This is a genomic window from Burkholderia sp. R-40 (genome assembly GCF_049942845.1).
GTDB classification, from domain to species: Bacteria; Pseudomonadota; Gammaproteobacteria; order Burkholderiales; family Burkholderiaceae; genus Burkholderia; species Burkholderia ambifaria.
In genome coordinates, this window is sequence record NZ_CP187967.1 from 1,562,334 (window position 1) to 1,576,852 (window position 14,519).

General features: G+C 68.3%; 14 protein-coding genes. 7 read left to right on the forward strand and 7 right to left on the reverse strand.

What is annotated here, in order from left to right; genetic code table 11:
* Nucleotides 1-4: 4 nt before the first annotated feature.
* The gene (locus ACP26O_RS07270) at nt 5-1,621 is read right to left on the reverse strand and encodes an efflux transporter outer membrane subunit (RefSeq protein WP_175663837.1); all 1,617 of its coding nucleotides are present in this window, start codon (nt 1,619-1,621) and stop codon (nt 5-7) included.
* Between the two features lie 157 nt (nt 1,622-1,778).
* Between ACP26O_RS07270 and ACP26O_RS07275 the strand changes: the two genes are divergently transcribed.
* Complete coding sequence (locus tag ACP26O_RS07275) at nt 1,779-2,720, forward strand: LysR family transcriptional regulator (RefSeq protein ID WP_011656649.1); 942 nt, start codon at nt 1,779-1,781, stop codon at nt 2,718-2,720.
* Nucleotides 2,721-2,844: 124 nt separating this feature from the next.
* Entirely contained in the window at nt 2,845-3,003 is a 159-nt protein-coding gene (locus ACP26O_RS07280) for a hypothetical protein (protein WP_175663836.1), read from the forward strand.
* Nucleotides 3,004-3,059: 56 nt separating this feature from the next.
* Here the strand turns inward: ACP26O_RS07280 and ACP26O_RS07285 are convergent, their stop codons facing one another.
* From ACP26O_RS07285 to wrbA, 4 genes are read right to left on the reverse strand one after another with little or no spacing between them, the layout of a single operon-like run.
* Nucleotides 3,060-3,887 (reverse strand): metallophosphoesterase, encoded by an 828-nt coding sequence (locus ACP26O_RS07285; protein WP_105830858.1) that lies wholly within the window; start codon nt 3,885-3,887, stop codon nt 3,060-3,062.
* Between the two features lie 25 nt (nt 3,888-3,912).
* Nucleotides 3,913-5,334 carry an FAD-binding oxidoreductase gene (locus ACP26O_RS07290; protein WP_175664179.1) on the reverse strand — a complete coding sequence of 474 codons (1,422 nt, stop codon included), beginning with the start codon at nt 5,332-5,334 and terminating at the stop codon, nt 3,913-3,915.
* Nucleotides 5,335-5,354: 20 nt separating this feature from the next.
* Entirely contained in the window at nt 5,355-5,747 is a 393-nt protein-coding gene (locus ACP26O_RS07295) for a DUF2069 domain-containing protein (RefSeq protein ID WP_175663835.1), read from the reverse strand.
* Complete coding sequence (wrbA, locus tag ACP26O_RS07300; RefSeq protein WP_175663834.1) at nt 5,744-6,364, reverse strand: NAD(P)H:quinone oxidoreductase; 621 nt, start codon at nt 6,362-6,364, stop codon at nt 5,744-5,746. The genes ACP26O_RS07295 and wrbA overlap by 4 nt, the downstream gene beginning before the upstream one ends.
* A gap of 144 nt (nt 6,365-6,508) precedes the next feature.
* On the opposite strand from wrbA, the gene ACP26O_RS07305 reads away from it, so the two are divergent.
* On the forward strand, nt 6,509-7,840 hold the full coding sequence (locus ACP26O_RS07305) for a YihY family inner membrane protein (protein ID WP_175655845.1): 1,332 nt from the start codon (nt 6,509-6,511) through the stop codon (nt 7,838-7,840).
* An 18-nt stretch (nt 7,841-7,858) separates the two neighbouring features.
* Here ACP26O_RS07305 and ACP26O_RS07310 read toward each other — a convergent pair whose 3' ends face one another.
* Nucleotides 7,859-8,176, reverse strand: a complete 318-nt coding sequence (locus ACP26O_RS07310) for an Mpo1-like protein (RefSeq protein WP_012363714.1) — start codon at nt 8,174-8,176, stop codon at nt 7,859-7,861.
* 157 nt (nt 8,177-8,333) lie between these two features.
* Here ACP26O_RS07310 and ACP26O_RS07315 point away from each other — a divergent pair, with 157 nt between their 5' ends.
* The 3 genes from ACP26O_RS07315 to aroC all read left to right on the forward strand — a co-directional run bounded on the left by ACP26O_RS07315 (nt 8,334) and on the right by aroC (nt 12,165).
* Entirely contained in the window at nt 8,334-8,789 is a 456-nt protein-coding gene (locus tag ACP26O_RS07315; protein ID WP_006755543.1) for a CBS domain-containing protein, read from the forward strand.
* A 142-nt stretch (nt 8,790-8,931) separates the two neighbouring features.
* Nucleotides 8,932-10,866, forward strand: coding sequence for an MFS transporter (locus tag ACP26O_RS07320; RefSeq protein WP_011656656.1), 1,935 nt, complete (start codon nt 8,932-8,934; stop codon nt 10,864-10,866).
* A gap of 198 nt (nt 10,867-11,064) precedes the next feature.
* Nucleotides 11,065-12,165, forward strand: a complete 1,101-nt coding sequence (gene aroC / locus ACP26O_RS07325; protein WP_105830864.1) for a chorismate synthase — start codon at nt 11,065-11,067, stop codon at nt 12,163-12,165.
* 69 nt (nt 12,166-12,234) lie between these two features.
* On the opposite strand, the gene ACP26O_RS07330 is transcribed toward aroC, so the two are convergent.
* Nucleotides 12,235-13,311: a LacI family DNA-binding transcriptional regulator gene (locus ACP26O_RS07330; RefSeq protein ID WP_175663833.1), complete on the reverse strand. Its 1,077-nt coding sequence runs from the start codon at nt 13,309-13,311 to the stop codon at nt 12,235-12,237.
* Between the two features lie 238 nt (nt 13,312-13,549).
* On the opposite strand from ACP26O_RS07330, the gene rbsK reads away from it, so the two are divergent.
* Complete coding sequence (gene rbsK, locus ACP26O_RS07335; RefSeq protein ID WP_175664178.1) at nt 13,550-14,479, forward strand: ribokinase; 930 nt, start codon at nt 13,550-13,552, stop codon at nt 14,477-14,479.
* Nucleotides 14,480-14,519 lie beyond the last annotated feature (40 nt).

A 14,519-nucleotide genomic window follows, 5' to 3' on the forward strand; every position in this document is an offset into this window, starting at 1 on the left:
CGCGTTACCGTGCGGCCGGCGTGGCGCTCGCGCCGGCCGTCGCGACCTGCGCGGGCCGGGCAGGCCGGGCAATAGCCGCGACGGGCTTCGCACCCGATGCGGCCGCCGGCGCGGCGGCACCCGCGGCGGCTTCGTCGCGCGACGGATGGTCGCCCGACGGATGGCCGTCCCGTCCGTCCTCGCCCGTTTCGACGCCGCCGCCGAGCGCGGCCATCAGTTGCGCGTGCGCGGCGAGGCGTTCCGCGTCGATGCGGGCCGCCGTCTCCTGCGCGCGCAGCAGTTGCTGTTGCGCGATCAGCACGTTCACGTAATCGGTCAGCCCGCGGCGGAAGCCTTCGCGCGACAGCTGGTAGCTGCGATCGTTGGCGGCCACCGAGCGCGCGGCGTCCTTCTTCTGCGTATCGAGCGAGCGGATCCGCACGACCTGGTCGGCGATGTCCTTCAGCGCGCCGACGACCGTCTGGTTGTAACGCTCGACCGCCTGGTCGTAGCCGGCATCGGCCGCACCGAGTTGCGCGCGCAGGCGGCCGCCTTCGAAGATCGGCAGCGACAGCGCGGGGCCGGCCGTCCAGCCGCCGTTCATCGCGCGCAGGAAGTCGGTGAACGGCGCGGTCACGCCGAAGCCGCCGACCGTCGCGAGCAGGTCGATGTTCGGGTAGAACGCGGCTTTCGCGACATCGATGCCGCGGGCCTGCGCGTCGACCGTCCAGCGGGCCGCGACGACGTCCGGGCGGCGGCCGAGCAGGTCGGCCGGCATCGCGGACGGCAGGCCGGCCGGCGCGTCGAGCGCGAGGCTCGGCCGCTTGATCGCGTCGCCGGCGCCCGGGCCCTTGCCCGCGAGCGCGGCGAGCTGGTGGCGCGCGAGCTGGATGGCTTCTTCGTAGCTGTCGATCTGGCGCTCATAGTCGGGCAGCGTCGATTCGGCCTGGCTGACTTCGAGCTGCGTGCCAATCCCGGCCTGCAGACGCTTGCGCGCGAGATCGGCCAGCGCGCGCTGGCGTTCGAACGTCTCGTGCGCGAGGTCGAGCAGCGCGTAGTTCATCGACATGCCGACATACGCGCGCACGACGTTGACCTCCAGCTCGAGCTTCGCGGCTCGTGCGTCGGCCGCGGTCGCATGCGCGGTATCGAGCGCGCGCTCGGTCGCGTTCTTGTCCTTGCCCCAGAGATCGACGTGGTACGACAGGCCGAGCGTGCCGGTGTTGTTCCACGTGTCGGTGTCGGCGAGCGGCCCCGGGCCGTAGTAGACGTTGTCGGGCCAGTGCTGGCGCATCAGCGACAGGTTGCCGTTGATCTGCGGCAGTTCCGCCGACCGGGCCACGCGCGCCATCGCCTGCGCTTCGCGCACGCGGGCTTCGGCTGCCGCGAGGGACGGGTTGCCGGCCTGGGCGGCGGCGATCCACGCGTCGAGCTGCGGATCGCGGTACGCGCGCCACCAGTCGGACGCGGGCCAGCCCGCGTCGCGGTCGGCCGCGCGGATGGCCGCGCCGGCGTCGAGCGCGTTCGCTTCGATGCGGGTGGACTTGGGCTTGTTGTCGCCCATGCTCGCGCAGCCGGTCATTATTAATGAGACTGCAAGAACCGCCAGTGCCAGCGTCCCTTTTGTTGCCGGAGACTGCACGATTTTCTCCCTTTCGGATATAGATGAGTCGGATGCGATTATATTTTTCAGTGATTCCTGAATAAACGGACAACGGTGCAAGTCATTTTTACGAATCCTGAGATAATATTTGTTGGCCCCTGTGCAACAATCCACCCGGATTCAAAGGGGTAATGGGATGGATACGTTACAAAACATGCGGGTATTCGTCCGCGTGGTCGATGCGGGAAGCTTTACCGCCGCCGCTCAGCAGATGAATTCGACGACCGCCTATGCGTCGCGCGCCGTGTCGGATCTCGAGGCGCACCTGCGCACGCGCCTTCTCAACCGGACGACACGCCGGATCGCGCTGACCGAAGCGGGCGAGCGCTACCTGCAGCGCTGCGAGCAGATCCTCGCGTATGTCGATCAGGCCGAAGCCGAAGCGGGCGACGCGCACGCGCGCCCGTCGGGCAAGCTGAAGGTCCATTGCTTCACGAGCCTCGGGCAGCACTATCTGGTGCCGGCCATTGCGCGCTACCGGCAGCGCTATCCGGACGTGCACGTCGAGCTGACGCTCGCGCAGCGGATGCCCGACCTGCTCGACGAGGGGTACGACGTCGCGATCGTCGTCGGGCGCGACCTGCCCGATTCGGGGCTCGTGTCGCAGCGGCTCGGCGAGAGCTACAGCGTGGTGTGCGCGTCGCCCGGCTATGTCGACGCGCACGGCGCGCCGCATACGCCGGCGGATCTCGAGCAGCACATTTGTCTCGGGATGGTCGCGCCGGGCTTTCACTTCGACGAGTGGGCGCTGTCGGGGCCGCACGGCGACGAGGTGATTCCGATCACGGCGCCGCCGTTCCGCGTGAACGTCGCGGAGGCGCTCGCGGTGGCCGTGCGGGAAGGGATGGGGATCGGCGGGTTGCCGCTCTATTCGGCGATCGGTGGGCTGCGCAGCGGCAACATCGTGCGCGTGTTGCCCGAATACCGGTCGCACGTGATGAACATCTACGCGCTGTATCCGTCGCGCCAGTACCTCGACGCGAAAATCCGAACCTGGGTCGATTTCCTGCGCGATGAGTTGCCGGCCACCCTCGAAGCCGACGAAGCCGTGCTCGCGCAGTTCAGGGCTGCGACATGACGGCGCGCTCCACGCCGATCTGACGAGATTTGTCGTTCGTGCAACATTTTTTTACCATCGGCCGGCAGACAGTTTGATACTGTTGGATCATAGAGACATGGATCTGCCCACACCCGGAGTCGCAATGGATACGCAATTGATGATCGGCCTTGGCGTTCTGCTTGGCGCGGCGGCCGCCGCCGCGGCCACGCGGGATCTGCTGCGGGCGATGAAGGCACGCATGAAGCCGGTACCGGTGCGGGTGCGCGCGTCGTCGAGCGGATCGCGCCGCGCCGAGCGCTGATCGGGCGGCATGCCGGATCGGAAAGGGCCGCATCGCGCGGCCTGAGGGCCCGGCGTTCAGCCGAGCTCGACCACTTTGTCCCACGCAAACGCGGGATTTTCCAGTTCCCCGGTGCGCCGGAAGATATAGCCGCGCGGGTTGCACACCACGCGCGTGCCGCTGTCGGTCACGTAATCGAATGAAGTATGCGTGTGGCCGTGGATCCACAGGTCCACGGGCGGCCGCACGAGTTCCGCCATGTCCGTGACGAATCCCGCCGACGCCAGGTCTTCCGCGTAACGCTCCGCCAGCGAGCGCAGATGCGGCGCATGATGGGTGACGACGATCGTCCGCCCCGCGAACGGCGTCGCGAGCCGCGCTTCGAGCCACGCGCGGCCGTGCCGGTGCAGCGCGATCGCGTCGGCGGGCGCGAAGTCCCGCTCCGGCGTGCCGCCCGCATGCAGCGCGGCTTCATGCGGCCACGTCACCTGGATCAATCCCTTGAAATCGAGCATCACGCGTCTGCCGGCCTCGATCGCGCGCGCGACGCTCGCATCGTCCGCGCCGAACAGCGTGAAATCGCTCCACAGCGTCGTGCCCAGCACGCGAAAGCGCCGCGCCGGATCGACGTACACGCCGTTGTTCAGATAATGCACGTTGTCGAGCGTATGCGCGGCGTCGCGCATCGCGGTTTCGAGCGCGCCGAATTCCCCGTCGTAGTACTCGTGGTTGCCCGGTACGTAGACCACCGGCACGTCGGGATCGAACGTCTCGGCGGCCCAGCGCAGGCCTTCCGCGTGATTGTGGATGTCGCCGGCCAGCACGACGAGATCCGCGTCGGCATGGACGATCGTGTCGGGCGCGTTGCATTCGAGATGCAGGTCGGACAGCACGCGGATTCTCATGGCCATCGCTCCGGGGTAGGTGGCTTCAGCGCAGGACCTTGCCGGGATTCATCAGCCCGCGCGGGTCGAACGCCGTCTTCAGCGTGCGCATGAGCGCCGTTTCGACCGGCGACTTGTAGCGCTGCGCGTCGTCGATCTTCAACTGGCCGATCCCGTGTTCCGCGCTGATCGTGCCGTGGTGGCGATGCACGTTGTCGTAGACGATCCGGTTGATCGGCTTCTGGAATTGCGCGAGGAACGCCTTCGGGTCGCCGCCTTCGGGCGTCTGCACGTTGTAGTGCAGGTTGCCGTCGCCGAGATGGCCGAACGTGACCATCCGCGCGCCCGGCGCGGCCTGCTGGATCGCCGCGTCGGTTTCGTCGATGAAGCGCGCGATCGACGAGATCGGCACCGCGATGTCGTGCTTGATGTTGAGCCCCTCGTCGGCCTGGGCGAGCGGAATGTGTTCGCGCAGGCCCCAGAACGCACGCGATTGCGCGAGATTTTCCGCGACCACCGCGTCGACCACGAGCCCGGCCTCGAACGCCTCTTCCATCAGCTTCTCGAACAGCGCGCGCGCATGCGCTTCGCTCTCGTTGTCCGACAGCTCGAGCAGTACCGTCTGCGCATGGGGGCGGTCGAACGGGTAGCGCAGCTGCGGATAGTGCTTGCCGACGAGTTGCATGCAGAAGTCCGACATCAGCTCGAAGCCGGTCAGCAGCGGGCCGGCCGCGCGCTGCGCGAGCGCGAGGAAGTCGAGCGCCGCGTGCGGCGACTCGAGCGCGGCCAGCGCGGTGACCTGCGCGGCGGGCAGCGGATGCAGCTTCATCACGGCGGCCGTGATGATCCCGAGCGTGCCCTCCGCGCCGATGAACAGGTCGCGCAGGTCGTAGCCGGTGTTGTCCTTGCGCAGCCCGCGCAGGCCGTCCCAGATCTCGCCCTGCGGCGTCACGACCTCGAGCCCGAGGCACAGTTCGCGCGCGTTGCCGTAGCGCAGCACCGCGGTGCCGCCCGCGTTGGTCGACAGGTTGCCGCCGATCGTGCAGCTGCCTTCGGCGGCGAGGCTCAGCGCGAACAGGCGGCCGCCTTCGCGGGCGCGGGCCTGCACGTCGGCGAGGATCACGCCGGCTTCGACCGTGATCGTGTTGTTGTGCGGATCGAGCGCGCGCACGCGGTTCAGGCGCGCGAGGCTCAGCACGGCCTGGCCGCCGCTCGCGTCGGGCGTCGCGCCGCCGGCGAGGCCCGTGTTGCCGCCCTGCGGCACGAGCGCGACGCCGTGCGCATTCGCGAGCCGGACGAGCGCGGCGACTTCCGCCGTATCGGCCGGTTTCAGCACCGCGCACGCGCTGCCCTTGTAGCGGCGGCGCCAGTCGGTCAGGAACGGTTCGGTGTCGTGCGGATCGGTCAGCACGCCGGCGGCGCCGATCGCGTCGCGGCAGGCGGATACGAAGGCTTCGGAAGAAATCATCACGGTCGGTCGCGTAAGGGTCAGGACGCAGCGCGCTGCTTTTTCGCCGCGCGCTTGAACGGCGCGACGTAGGCAAGCGCAGCCACGAAGAAGCCGACGGCGAGCGCGGTCTCGCACCAGCCGAGCGTCGCGGACAGCTCGCGGTCGGACATGCCGCGCACGATGCCCTCGGCAAGATAGACGAGGATCAGCATGCTCGCCCACTGCATCGTATAGATGTTACGCCGCCAGACGCCGGGCAGCGCGAGCGCGAGCGGCACGGCCTTGAGCATCAGCGCCGAGCCGCCCGGGCGCAGCGGCGCGAGCCACAGCTCCCAGGCGAGCGACAGTGCGATCAGCGCGACAAGGCACGCGGCGGCGGCCAGCGCATAGCGCGGCCGGCCGGCGGCGGCGGGGCGGGCGGGCGCGTTCATGCGGCGTCGGTCGCCTGGGCGGCGGACAGCGCGGCCGCCGCGCGGGCGAGCCGCACGCCGAGCGCGGCCGCGAGCGCCTTTTCGTCGGCGGAGAGCCCTGCGGCCGCGCTGCGATCGTGCTGCGACACGTGCGACGCGCCATAAGGCGTGCCGCCCGTGCGCGTCGTGCTGAGCGCGGCTTCCGTGTACGGGATTCCGACGATCATCATCCCGTGATGCAGCAGCGGCAGCATCATCGACAGCAGCGTCGATTCCTGGCCGCCGTGCAGGCTGCCGGTCGACGTGAACACGCTCGCCGGCTTGCCGGTCAGCGCGCCTGACAGCCATTGCGGGGTCGTGCCGTCGAGGAAATACTTGAGGGAGGCGGCCATGTTGCCGAAGCGGGTCGGCGAGCCGAGCGCGAGGCCCGCGCATTCCTCGAGATCGCGCAGTTCCGCATACGGCGGGCCGTCGGCGGGGATGTCGGGGGCGGTGGCTTCGCAGACCGTCGAGACGGACGGCACGGTGCGGATGCGCGCCTGCATGCCGGGCACGCTGTCGACGCCGTTCGCGATCGCGAGCGCGAGATCGCGCGTGGCGCCGTGACGGCTGTAATAGAGGACGAGAATGTCTTTCATGGGCGGCGGGGCCGCGTGCGGCCGCGCGGATGCCCGGTGCAGTCGGCCCCTGCTGGATCGAGCGGCTATTATAGGGGCTGAAGTCGTCGCGCAGCGCGGCGGCGGCGCGCCGTCGGGCGCGCGGCATCAAGAAGGAGAAACCGTTTGCCGAAGTTGAGCGTCGATCTCGACACCATCAAGCGCCTCGCGCAGTTCGCGGCCCGGCGCAGCGCCGAGGATCGCATCCCGCAAGTGGCGGGCAGCCTCACGTTCACGACGATGCTGGCACTCGTGCCGCTCGTGACGGTCGCGTTCGCGCTGTTCACCGCGTTCCCGATGTTCTCGTCGTTCCAGATCTCGCTTCAGGGGTTCCTCGCGGACCACCTGATGCCCGCGCAGTTCAACGTCCAGATCTTCAAGTACCTGAACCAGTTCGCCGCGAAAGCCAAGGGGCTGACGACGGCCGGCCTGATCGTGCTCGTCGTCACGTCGGTGATGACGATGATGACGATCGAATCCGCGTTCAACCTGATCTGGCGCGTGCGCAAGCCGCGGCCGTTCGCGCAGCGCGTGCTCGCGTACTGGGCGCTGATCACGCTCGGCCCGCTGCTGTTCGGCGTGAGCCTGTCGATTTCGTCGTACCTGTTTACGCAGTCGCTCGCGTTCACAGGCGCCGCGCCGTCGACGTCGATCGTCGAGTGGCTGCTCGCGCTCGTGTCGCTGCCGCTGACCGTGCTCGCGTTCACGCTGCTGTACGTGTACCTGCCGAACTGCACGGTCGCATGGCGCGACGCGGTGATCGGCGGCCTGTTCGCGGCCATCGCGTTCGAGCTCGCGAAGCGCGGCTTCGGCTATTACGTGCGGCGCATTCCGACCTATACGGCCGTATACGGCGCGTTCGCGGCGCTGCCGGTGTTCCTGCTGTGGGTGTATCTGAGCTGGTTCATCGCGCTGCTCGGCGCGATGGTCGCGTCCGCGCTGCCGGCGATCCGCGTCGGCCAGTTCCATCGCATCCACTATCCGGGCAGCGACCTGCTCGACGCGCTCGAACTGCTCGCGCGGCTGGCCGAGGCGCACGAGGTCGGCAAGGCGGGCTATACGGCGACGCGGCTCGCGACCATGTTGCGCTGCGACATGGAAACCGCGCAGCGGCTGCTGCTGACGATGGAGGAGCGGGAATGGATCGCGCGGCTGGATGGCGGTGAAGTCGGGCCGCGCTACATCCTGCTGGCGAACCCGGCGCACCTGACGCTCGCGCAGCTGTTCGACGTGCTGGTGATCGACCGCACCGAGCTGACCTACCAGCTGCAGCGGCGCCGCAGCCACGTCGATGGGGCGGCCTTGCTCGACGTGCTGACGAACGACCGGTTCGACGTATCGCTCGCGTCGCTGATCGCCGCGCACCGGCTCACAGGTGCGCAACCGGAGGAAAGCGTGCCCGGGCCGGTGCCCGACGGGGCACCCGACCCGCACGCGCGGCCGCCGAAAACGGCGTGACGCGGTGCCGGGCGGGCGTTACAGCCCAATCTTGCCGGTGCAGATGTCCTTGAACATCACCCAGTCGCCCATCAGGCTGTAGATCGGGTGCCGGAACGTGGCGGGGCGGTTCTTCTCGAAGAAGAAGTGCCCGACCCACGCGAATCCGTAGCCGCACACGACCGCGGCCGGCAGCCACAGCCAGTAGCCCGTCGCGATCGCCATCGCGACGCAGCCGATCACGCCGAGCGAGCCGATGAAATGCAGCCGCCGCGACGTCAGGTTCTGGTGTTCGTTCAGGTAGTACGGGTAGAAATCAGCGAAGCTGGCGAACTGCTCCGTATGCGTATGCGCCATGGCCGTCTCCTCGGGCCGCCGTCCATGCACCCATTGTGCGGCGGGCGGCCCGCGTCCGCAAGCGCCGGCGGCCGCGCCGCGCGGGCCCGCGCTTTCCTTTTGACAGGCTTTCCGATAGGATCGAAAGCGATTTGCATTCAAGCATGAGGGGACTACGATGCGCGTCAGCGATATTCTGAAAGTGAAGGGCAACACGCTGTTTACGGTGACGCCCGATAAGCCGCTGCGCGAAGCGGTCGATACGATGGCCGAACACGATATCGGTTCGCTCGTCGTGATGGAGTACGGCGATCTCGTCGGCATGCTGACGTTCCGCGAGATCATCCTGCGCCTGCACGTGAACGGCGGTGCGATCGGCGACGTGCAGGTGCGCAAGGTGATGGACGAGCCGCTCACCTGCACGCCGGAAACCGACGTCAACGAAGTGCGCCGGATGATGCTCGAGCGCCATGCGCGCTACATGCCGGTGCTCGACAAGAAAGTGCTGATGGGCGTCATCTCGTTCTACGACGTCGCGAAGACGGTCGTCGAGGCGCAGAGCTTCGAGAACCGGATGCTGAAGGCGTACATCCGCGACTGGCCGGAATCGGAAGCCGAAGCGCACAAATCGTGACGCACGCCGCGCCCGGTGCCATGACGTGCGGGCGCTGCCATCCGACGACCGGCGGCGCAGGTTCATCCTGCGCCGCCGTTTTTTCAACAACAACAACACGAGGCCCGCGCAGCTTCGCCCAGACGATGCGCGCGTATTCCGCATGAGCGATCACACGCAAGTCTCTTCCGCGTCGCGCGACGAACGGCGCGCCCACGCGTCGCAGTTCGACCTGTTGCGCCAGCGACGTTTCGCACCGTTCTTCACGACCCAGTTCCTGGGCGCGCTGAACGACAACGTGTTCAAGATCGGTTTCACGTCGCTCGTCACTTATCACACCGCGCGCTTCTCCGGCGTCGATGCGAAGACGGCCGCGTTCCTGATTTCCGCGATCTTCATTTTGCCGTTCGTGCTGTTCTCGGCCACGTCCGGCCAGATCGCCGACAAATACGACAAGGCGACGCTCACGCGTTTCGTAAAGACCTTCGAGATCGCGCTGATGCTGGTCGGCGCGGCCGGGTTCGTCACGCATAGCGCGACGCTGCTGTATCTGTGCACGTTCATGATGGGGATGCACTCGACGCTGTTCGGCCCCGTCAAGTATTCGTACCTGCCGCAGCATCTCGGCGAGCATGAGCTGGTCGGCGGCAACGGCCTCGTCGAGATGGGCACGTTCATCGCGATCCTGATCGGCACGATCATCGGCGGCGCGGCCGCAGGCATCGAAGGCAGCGGCGAGCGCGTGCTCGCCGTCAGCGTGGTCGTCATCGCGCTGGCGGGGCGGCTCGTCGCGCAACGCGTGCCGCCGACGCCGGCGCCGCAGCCCGATCTCGTGATCAACTGGAACCCGTTCAGCGAGACCTGGCGCAACCTCGGCCTCGCGAAGCAGAACCGCACCGTGTTCCTGAGCCTGCTCGGCATCTCGTGGCTGTGGTTCGTCGGCGCGACGTTCCTCACGTCGTTCTTCAATTTCGCGAAGGACGTGCTGTCCGCGAGCCCCGACGTCGTCACGGTCCTGCTCGCGACGTTCTCGGTCGGCATCGGCCTCGGCTCGCTGCTGTGCGAGCGGCTGTCGCAGCGGCGCGTCGAGATCGGCCTCGTGCCGCTCGGCTCGATCGGCATCAGCGTGTTCGCGATCGAGCTGTATTTCGCGAGCCGCTCGCTGCCGTCGCCCGGCCATCTGCTGTCGGTGGGGGAATTCCTGGCCGGTGGGCGCCACTGGCGCATCCTGGCCGACCTGTTCCTGCTCGCGATGTTCGGCGGTTTCTACAGCGTGCCGCTGTATGCGCTGATCCAGAGCCGCAGCGCGCCCACCCACCGGGCGCGGATCATCGCCGCGAACAACATCCTGAACGCGCTGTTCATGATCCTGTCGGCCCTGATGGCGATGGGGCTGACCCATGCCGGCGTCGATATCCCGGGCCTGTTCCTCGTCACCGCGCTGCTGAACGTCGTCGTCGCGACGTACATTTACCTGCTCGTTCCCGAGTTCCTGCTGCGCTTCGTCGCGTGGGTGCTGGTGCACACGTTCTACCGGATTCGCCTCGTGCATGCGGAGCGCATCCCGGCGGAGGGCGCGGCCGTGCTCGTGTGCAACCACGTGAGCTACGTCGATGCGCTCGTGCTGGCCGCGGCGAGCCCGCGGCCGATCCGGTTCGTGATGGATCACCGGATCTTCAAGGCACGTTTCGCGAGCTGGGTGTTCCGGCATGCGAAGGCGATCCCGATCGCGCCGCGCCACGAAGATCCTGACATGCTCGCGCGTGCGTACGACGCGTGCGAGGCCGCACTGAAGGACGGCGAACTCGTGTGCATCTTCCCCGAAGGCAAGCTGACCAAGACGGGCGACATCAACACGTTCCACCGCGGCATCACCGAAATCCTGGGCCGCACGCCGGCGCCCGTGATCCCGATGGCCCTGCGCGGGCTGTGGGGTAGCTATTTCTCGCGCCATTCCGATGCGCGGATGCCGCGGCCGATCAAGCGCGGCGTGATGAGCCGCCTGACGCTCGCGGTCGGCGAGCCGATGCCGGCCTCGGTCGCCACACCCGAGGCGCTGCAGGCCGCGGTGACCGAACTGCGCGGCGCGCGCAAGTAAAGCGCGGCGGGCCCGGCGGCAGCGTGCCGGGCCGGATGGATGGCCGACCCGTGTGGTCTGAACGGTTCACACGGCCCGCCGGCCCGGTGCGGCTGGCATAATAGCGGTTTACCTCTTTTTCTCGACCGGCAAACGATCGGCCTGCCCGCGGCCCCGGCAGCACATCGGTTTGTCCATTTCTCTTTGGGCGGTTCCATCATGTCCGGCAATACCCTCGGCACGCTTTTCACTGTCACGACCTTCGGCGAATCGCACGGTCCCGCGATCGGCTGCGTGATCGACGGCTGCCCGCCGGGAATGGGGCTGACCGAAGCCGACATCCAGTTCGAGCTCGACCGTCGCAAGCCCGGCACGTCGCGGCACGTGACGCAGCGCCAGGAGGCCGACGAGGTCGAGATCCTGTCGGGCGTGTTCGAAGGCGTGACGACCGGCACGCCGATCGCGCTGCTGATCCGCAACACCGACCAGCGCAGCAAGGACTACGGCAACATCGTCGAGACGTTCCGTCCCGGCCATGCCGACTACACCTACTGGCAGAAGTACGGCATCCGCGATTACCGCGGCGGCGGCCGGTCGTCCGCACGCCTGACCGCGCCGATCGTCGGCGCGGGCGCGGTCGCGAAGAAGTGGCTGCGCGAGCGTTTCGGCGTCGAGGTGCGCGGTTACATGAGCTGCCTCGGCGACATCGACGTGCCGTTCGTCGACTGGTCGCATGTGCGCGAGAATCCGTTCTTCTCGCCGAACGCGGCGATCGTGCCGGAGCTGGAAGCCTACATGGATGCACTGCGCAAGGACGGCGACTCGATCGGCGCGCGCATCGACGTCGTTGCGTCGGGCGTGCCGGTCGGCTGGGGCGAGCCGGTATTCGACCGTCTCGACGCGGACATCGCGAAGGCGATGATGAGCATCAACGCGGTGAAGGGCGTCGAGATCGGCGCGGGCTTCGACAGCGTCGCGCAGCGCGGCTCGGTGCACGGTGACGAACTGACGCCGGCCGGCTTCGTCGGCAACCATGCGGGCGGCGTGCTTGGCGGGATTTCGACCGGGCAGGACATCACCGTGTCGATCGCGATCAAGCCGACGTCGAGCATCCGCACACCGCGCCGTTCGATCACGAAGGCCGGCGACGAGGCGACGGTCGAAACCTTCGGCCGCCACGACCCGTGCGTCGGCATTCGCGCGACGCCGATCGCCGAGTCGATGCTCGCGCTGGTGCTGATCGATCATGCGCTGCGCCATCGCGCGCAGTGCGGTGACGTCGAGACGTCGACGCCGAAGATCGCCGGCAGCGCGACCTGATCCGCGCGGGCCGGCACTCGCCGGCTCGACCGATACGATGCGAAACGGGGCGCCTCGAGCGCCCCGTTTTCATTTGGCTGCCCGCGCCGGCGGTGGCGGCGCGGCCGATTCACGCACCCGCAGTTCCGGCTGTACCGCGTAACCGGGCCCGGTTTCGCCGTTCCCGAGCGCGTCGAGCAACGCGTGCGCGGCCTTGCGCCCGATCGCAGCGGTGTCGACCCACATCGTCGTCAGTGACGGGCGGATTTCACGCGCGAGCGCGACGTCGTCGAAGCCGGTGATCGACAATTGCGACGGCACGTCGAGCCCCAATGCCTGCGCCTCGAGCAGCGCGCCCAGCGCGAGGGCGTCGTTGCCGCAGATCACGGCCGTCGGGCGCGTCGCGCCGCTGTCGGCAATCGCGCGCAGGCTCGCCCGCCCGAACGCGATCGTTGCCGCGCCTTCGTGCTGGTGGACCGGGCGCACCGCGAGGCCACGCGCGGCAAGCGTGTCGTGAATGCCGCGCAGGCGGGCCTGCACGCGGTCGTTGTCCGCGGAAGGCTGCATGATGATCGCGAAATCGCGATGACCGAGGTCGAGCAGGTGCGTGGTCAGCCGCGCGAATGCCGCGCGGTTGTCGAAGCCGATGCAGCAGTGCGGGCTGTCGTCGCGATACGCGTAGGTCACGACATACGGCACGCGATGCTGGTGCAGCAGTTCGAAGACTTCCGGCGGATACGCTTCACCGACCAGCGACACGGCTTCCACGCCGCGCGACAGCATCGCGCGCACCTGCGCCAGCGCTTGCGCGGGGTCGTAATTCGAGCAGCCGAGAAAGAGGGTGATGCCGTGTTCGGCCATGACCGCCTGCATTCCCGCTACCTGCGACGCGAACACCTGGTCGTCGAGCGTCGGGATGATCGCCCCCGTGATGTGGGTGCGCGTGGACGCGAGTGCGCGGCCGGCGGCGTTCGGAATCCAGTTCAGCGCGCGTGCGGCGTCGCGCACGCGCTGCTGTACGTCGGCCGATACCTTGCCAGGATCGTTGTACACCCGCGAAACGGTCGCGGTCGACACGCCGGCGAGTTTCGCGACATCCCCGAGCACCGACCGGCCGCTGCCGCGGCGTGCGCGCGCCGCGCCGCCGCTGGAAGGAGGCGTGCTCATCGGGCCCCCTTCGCCGCGGCTGTCGCGCGGACACCGCCCGTTCTGAAAAGCGCCATCGTTTACCCTCGATTCATCGTGGTCCCGCTTGCATTTCCGTTCCGGCCTGTGAGAATGTAAGCGCTATCTTGATGCGAATCCGTATTATGTCAGACATAGATTCCTGGTGCATTGCGAAGTTTTCGTCGACGTCGGCCTTTCCGGCCCTTTTGTTTGTCTCAAATGTAAGCGGTTACATTCGATGATGAATCCTGTAAAGCCACCGCGGATCGCCGTCGTCGGCAGCGTCAACGTCGATCTCGTCACGCGCGCGCCGCGTCTGCCCGTACCGGGCGAAACATTGCTCGGCACCTCGTTCCAGACCGTCCACGGCGGCAAGGGGGCGAACCAGGCGGTGGCTGCCGCGCGCCTCGGTGCGTCGGTCGCGATGATCGGCTGCGTCGGCAACGACGCGTTCGGCGCACGCCTGCACGACGCGCTTGCGGCGGAGCGTATCGACGTCACGCACCTGCGCCGGATCGACGGCGAGGCAACCGGCGTCGCCACGATCACGGTCGACGCACACGGCGCGAACAGCATCGTCGTGGTGCCCGGTGCGAACGCCTGCGTCGATGCCGCGCTGATCGATGCGTCGCGCGACGTGATCGCCGGCGCGGCGCTGATGGTGTGCCAGCTCGAGGTGCCGATCGAGACCGTCGCGCGCGCCATCGGCAGCGCCATCGCGCACCGGACGCCCGTGCTGCTCAATCCGGCGCCCGCCCGGCCGCTGTTCGACGCATTGCTGGCCCGCATCGACTACCTCGTCGTCAACGAGACGGAGGCGGAGTCGCTGACCGGCATCGCTGTCGGCGACGACGCGTCGGCGGTGCGCGCCGCCGATGCGCTGTGCGCGAAGGGCGTCGGCAACGTGCTGGTCACGCTCGGCGCGCGCGGCGTCTGCTGGCGCGGGACGGCAGGGCATGGCCGCCATCGGGCGAGGGCGGTGGTCGCCGTCGATACGACGGCGGCCGGCGACACCTTCGTCGGCGGCTTCGCGGCGGCCCGCGCGAGCGGTGCGTCGATGGATGACGCCATTGCGTTCGGCCAGCACGCGGCGGCGATCAGCGTGACGCGCCACGGTGCGCAGACCTCGATTCCGACCCGCGAAGAAGTGGAGCGCGCGGCCGTATAGATTCCGCGACGACGGAACGGGCAGCAGCCCGGCCAACCAT

What these genes read in the sequence shown, in the direction of transcription:
- ACP26O_RS07275 (WP_011656649.1), top strand. Translation starts at nt 1,779, where the DNA reads ATGGATACGTTACAAAACATGCGGGTATTCGTCCGCGTGGTCGATGCG.
- ACP26O_RS07280 (WP_175663836.1), top strand. Translation starts at nt 2,845, where the DNA reads ATGGATACGCAATTGATGATCGGCCTTGGCGTTCTGCTTGGCGCGGCG.
- ACP26O_RS07285 (WP_105830858.1), bottom strand. Translation starts at nt 3,887, where the DNA reads ATGAGAATCCGCGTGCTGTCCGACCTGCATCTCGAATGCAACGCGCCC.
- ACP26O_RS07290 (WP_175664179.1), bottom strand. Translation starts at nt 5,334, where the DNA reads ATGATTTCTTCCGAAGCCTTCGTATCCGCCTGCCGCGACGCGATCGGC.
- ACP26O_RS07295 (WP_175663835.1), bottom strand. Translation starts at nt 5,747, where the DNA reads ATGAACGCGCCCGCCCGCCCCGCCGCCGCCGGCCGGCCGCGCTATGCG.
- wrbA (WP_175663834.1), bottom strand. Translation starts at nt 6,364, where the DNA reads ATGAAAGACATTCTCGTCCTCTATTACAGCCGTCACGGCGCCACGCGC.
- ACP26O_RS07310 (WP_012363714.1), bottom strand. Translation starts at nt 8,176, where the DNA reads ATGGCGCATACGCATACGGAGCAGTTCGCCAGCTTCGCTGATTTCTAC.
- ACP26O_RS07315 (WP_006755543.1), top strand. Translation starts at nt 8,334, where the DNA reads ATGCGCGTCAGCGATATTCTGAAAGTGAAGGGCAACACGCTGTTTACG.
- ACP26O_RS07320 (WP_011656656.1), top strand. Translation starts at nt 8,932, where the DNA reads ATGAGCGATCACACGCAAGTCTCTTCCGCGTCGCGCGACGAACGGCGC.
- aroC (WP_105830864.1), top strand. Translation starts at nt 11,065, where the DNA reads ATGTCCGGCAATACCCTCGGCACGCTTTTCACTGTCACGACCTTCGGC.
- ACP26O_RS07330 (WP_175663833.1), bottom strand. Translation starts at nt 13,311, where the DNA reads ATGAGCACGCCTCCTTCCAGCGGCGGCGCGGCGCGCGCACGCCGCGGC.
- rbsK (WP_175664178.1), top strand. Translation starts at nt 13,550, where the DNA reads ATGATGAATCCTGTAAAGCCACCGCGGATCGCCGTCGTCGGCAGCGTC.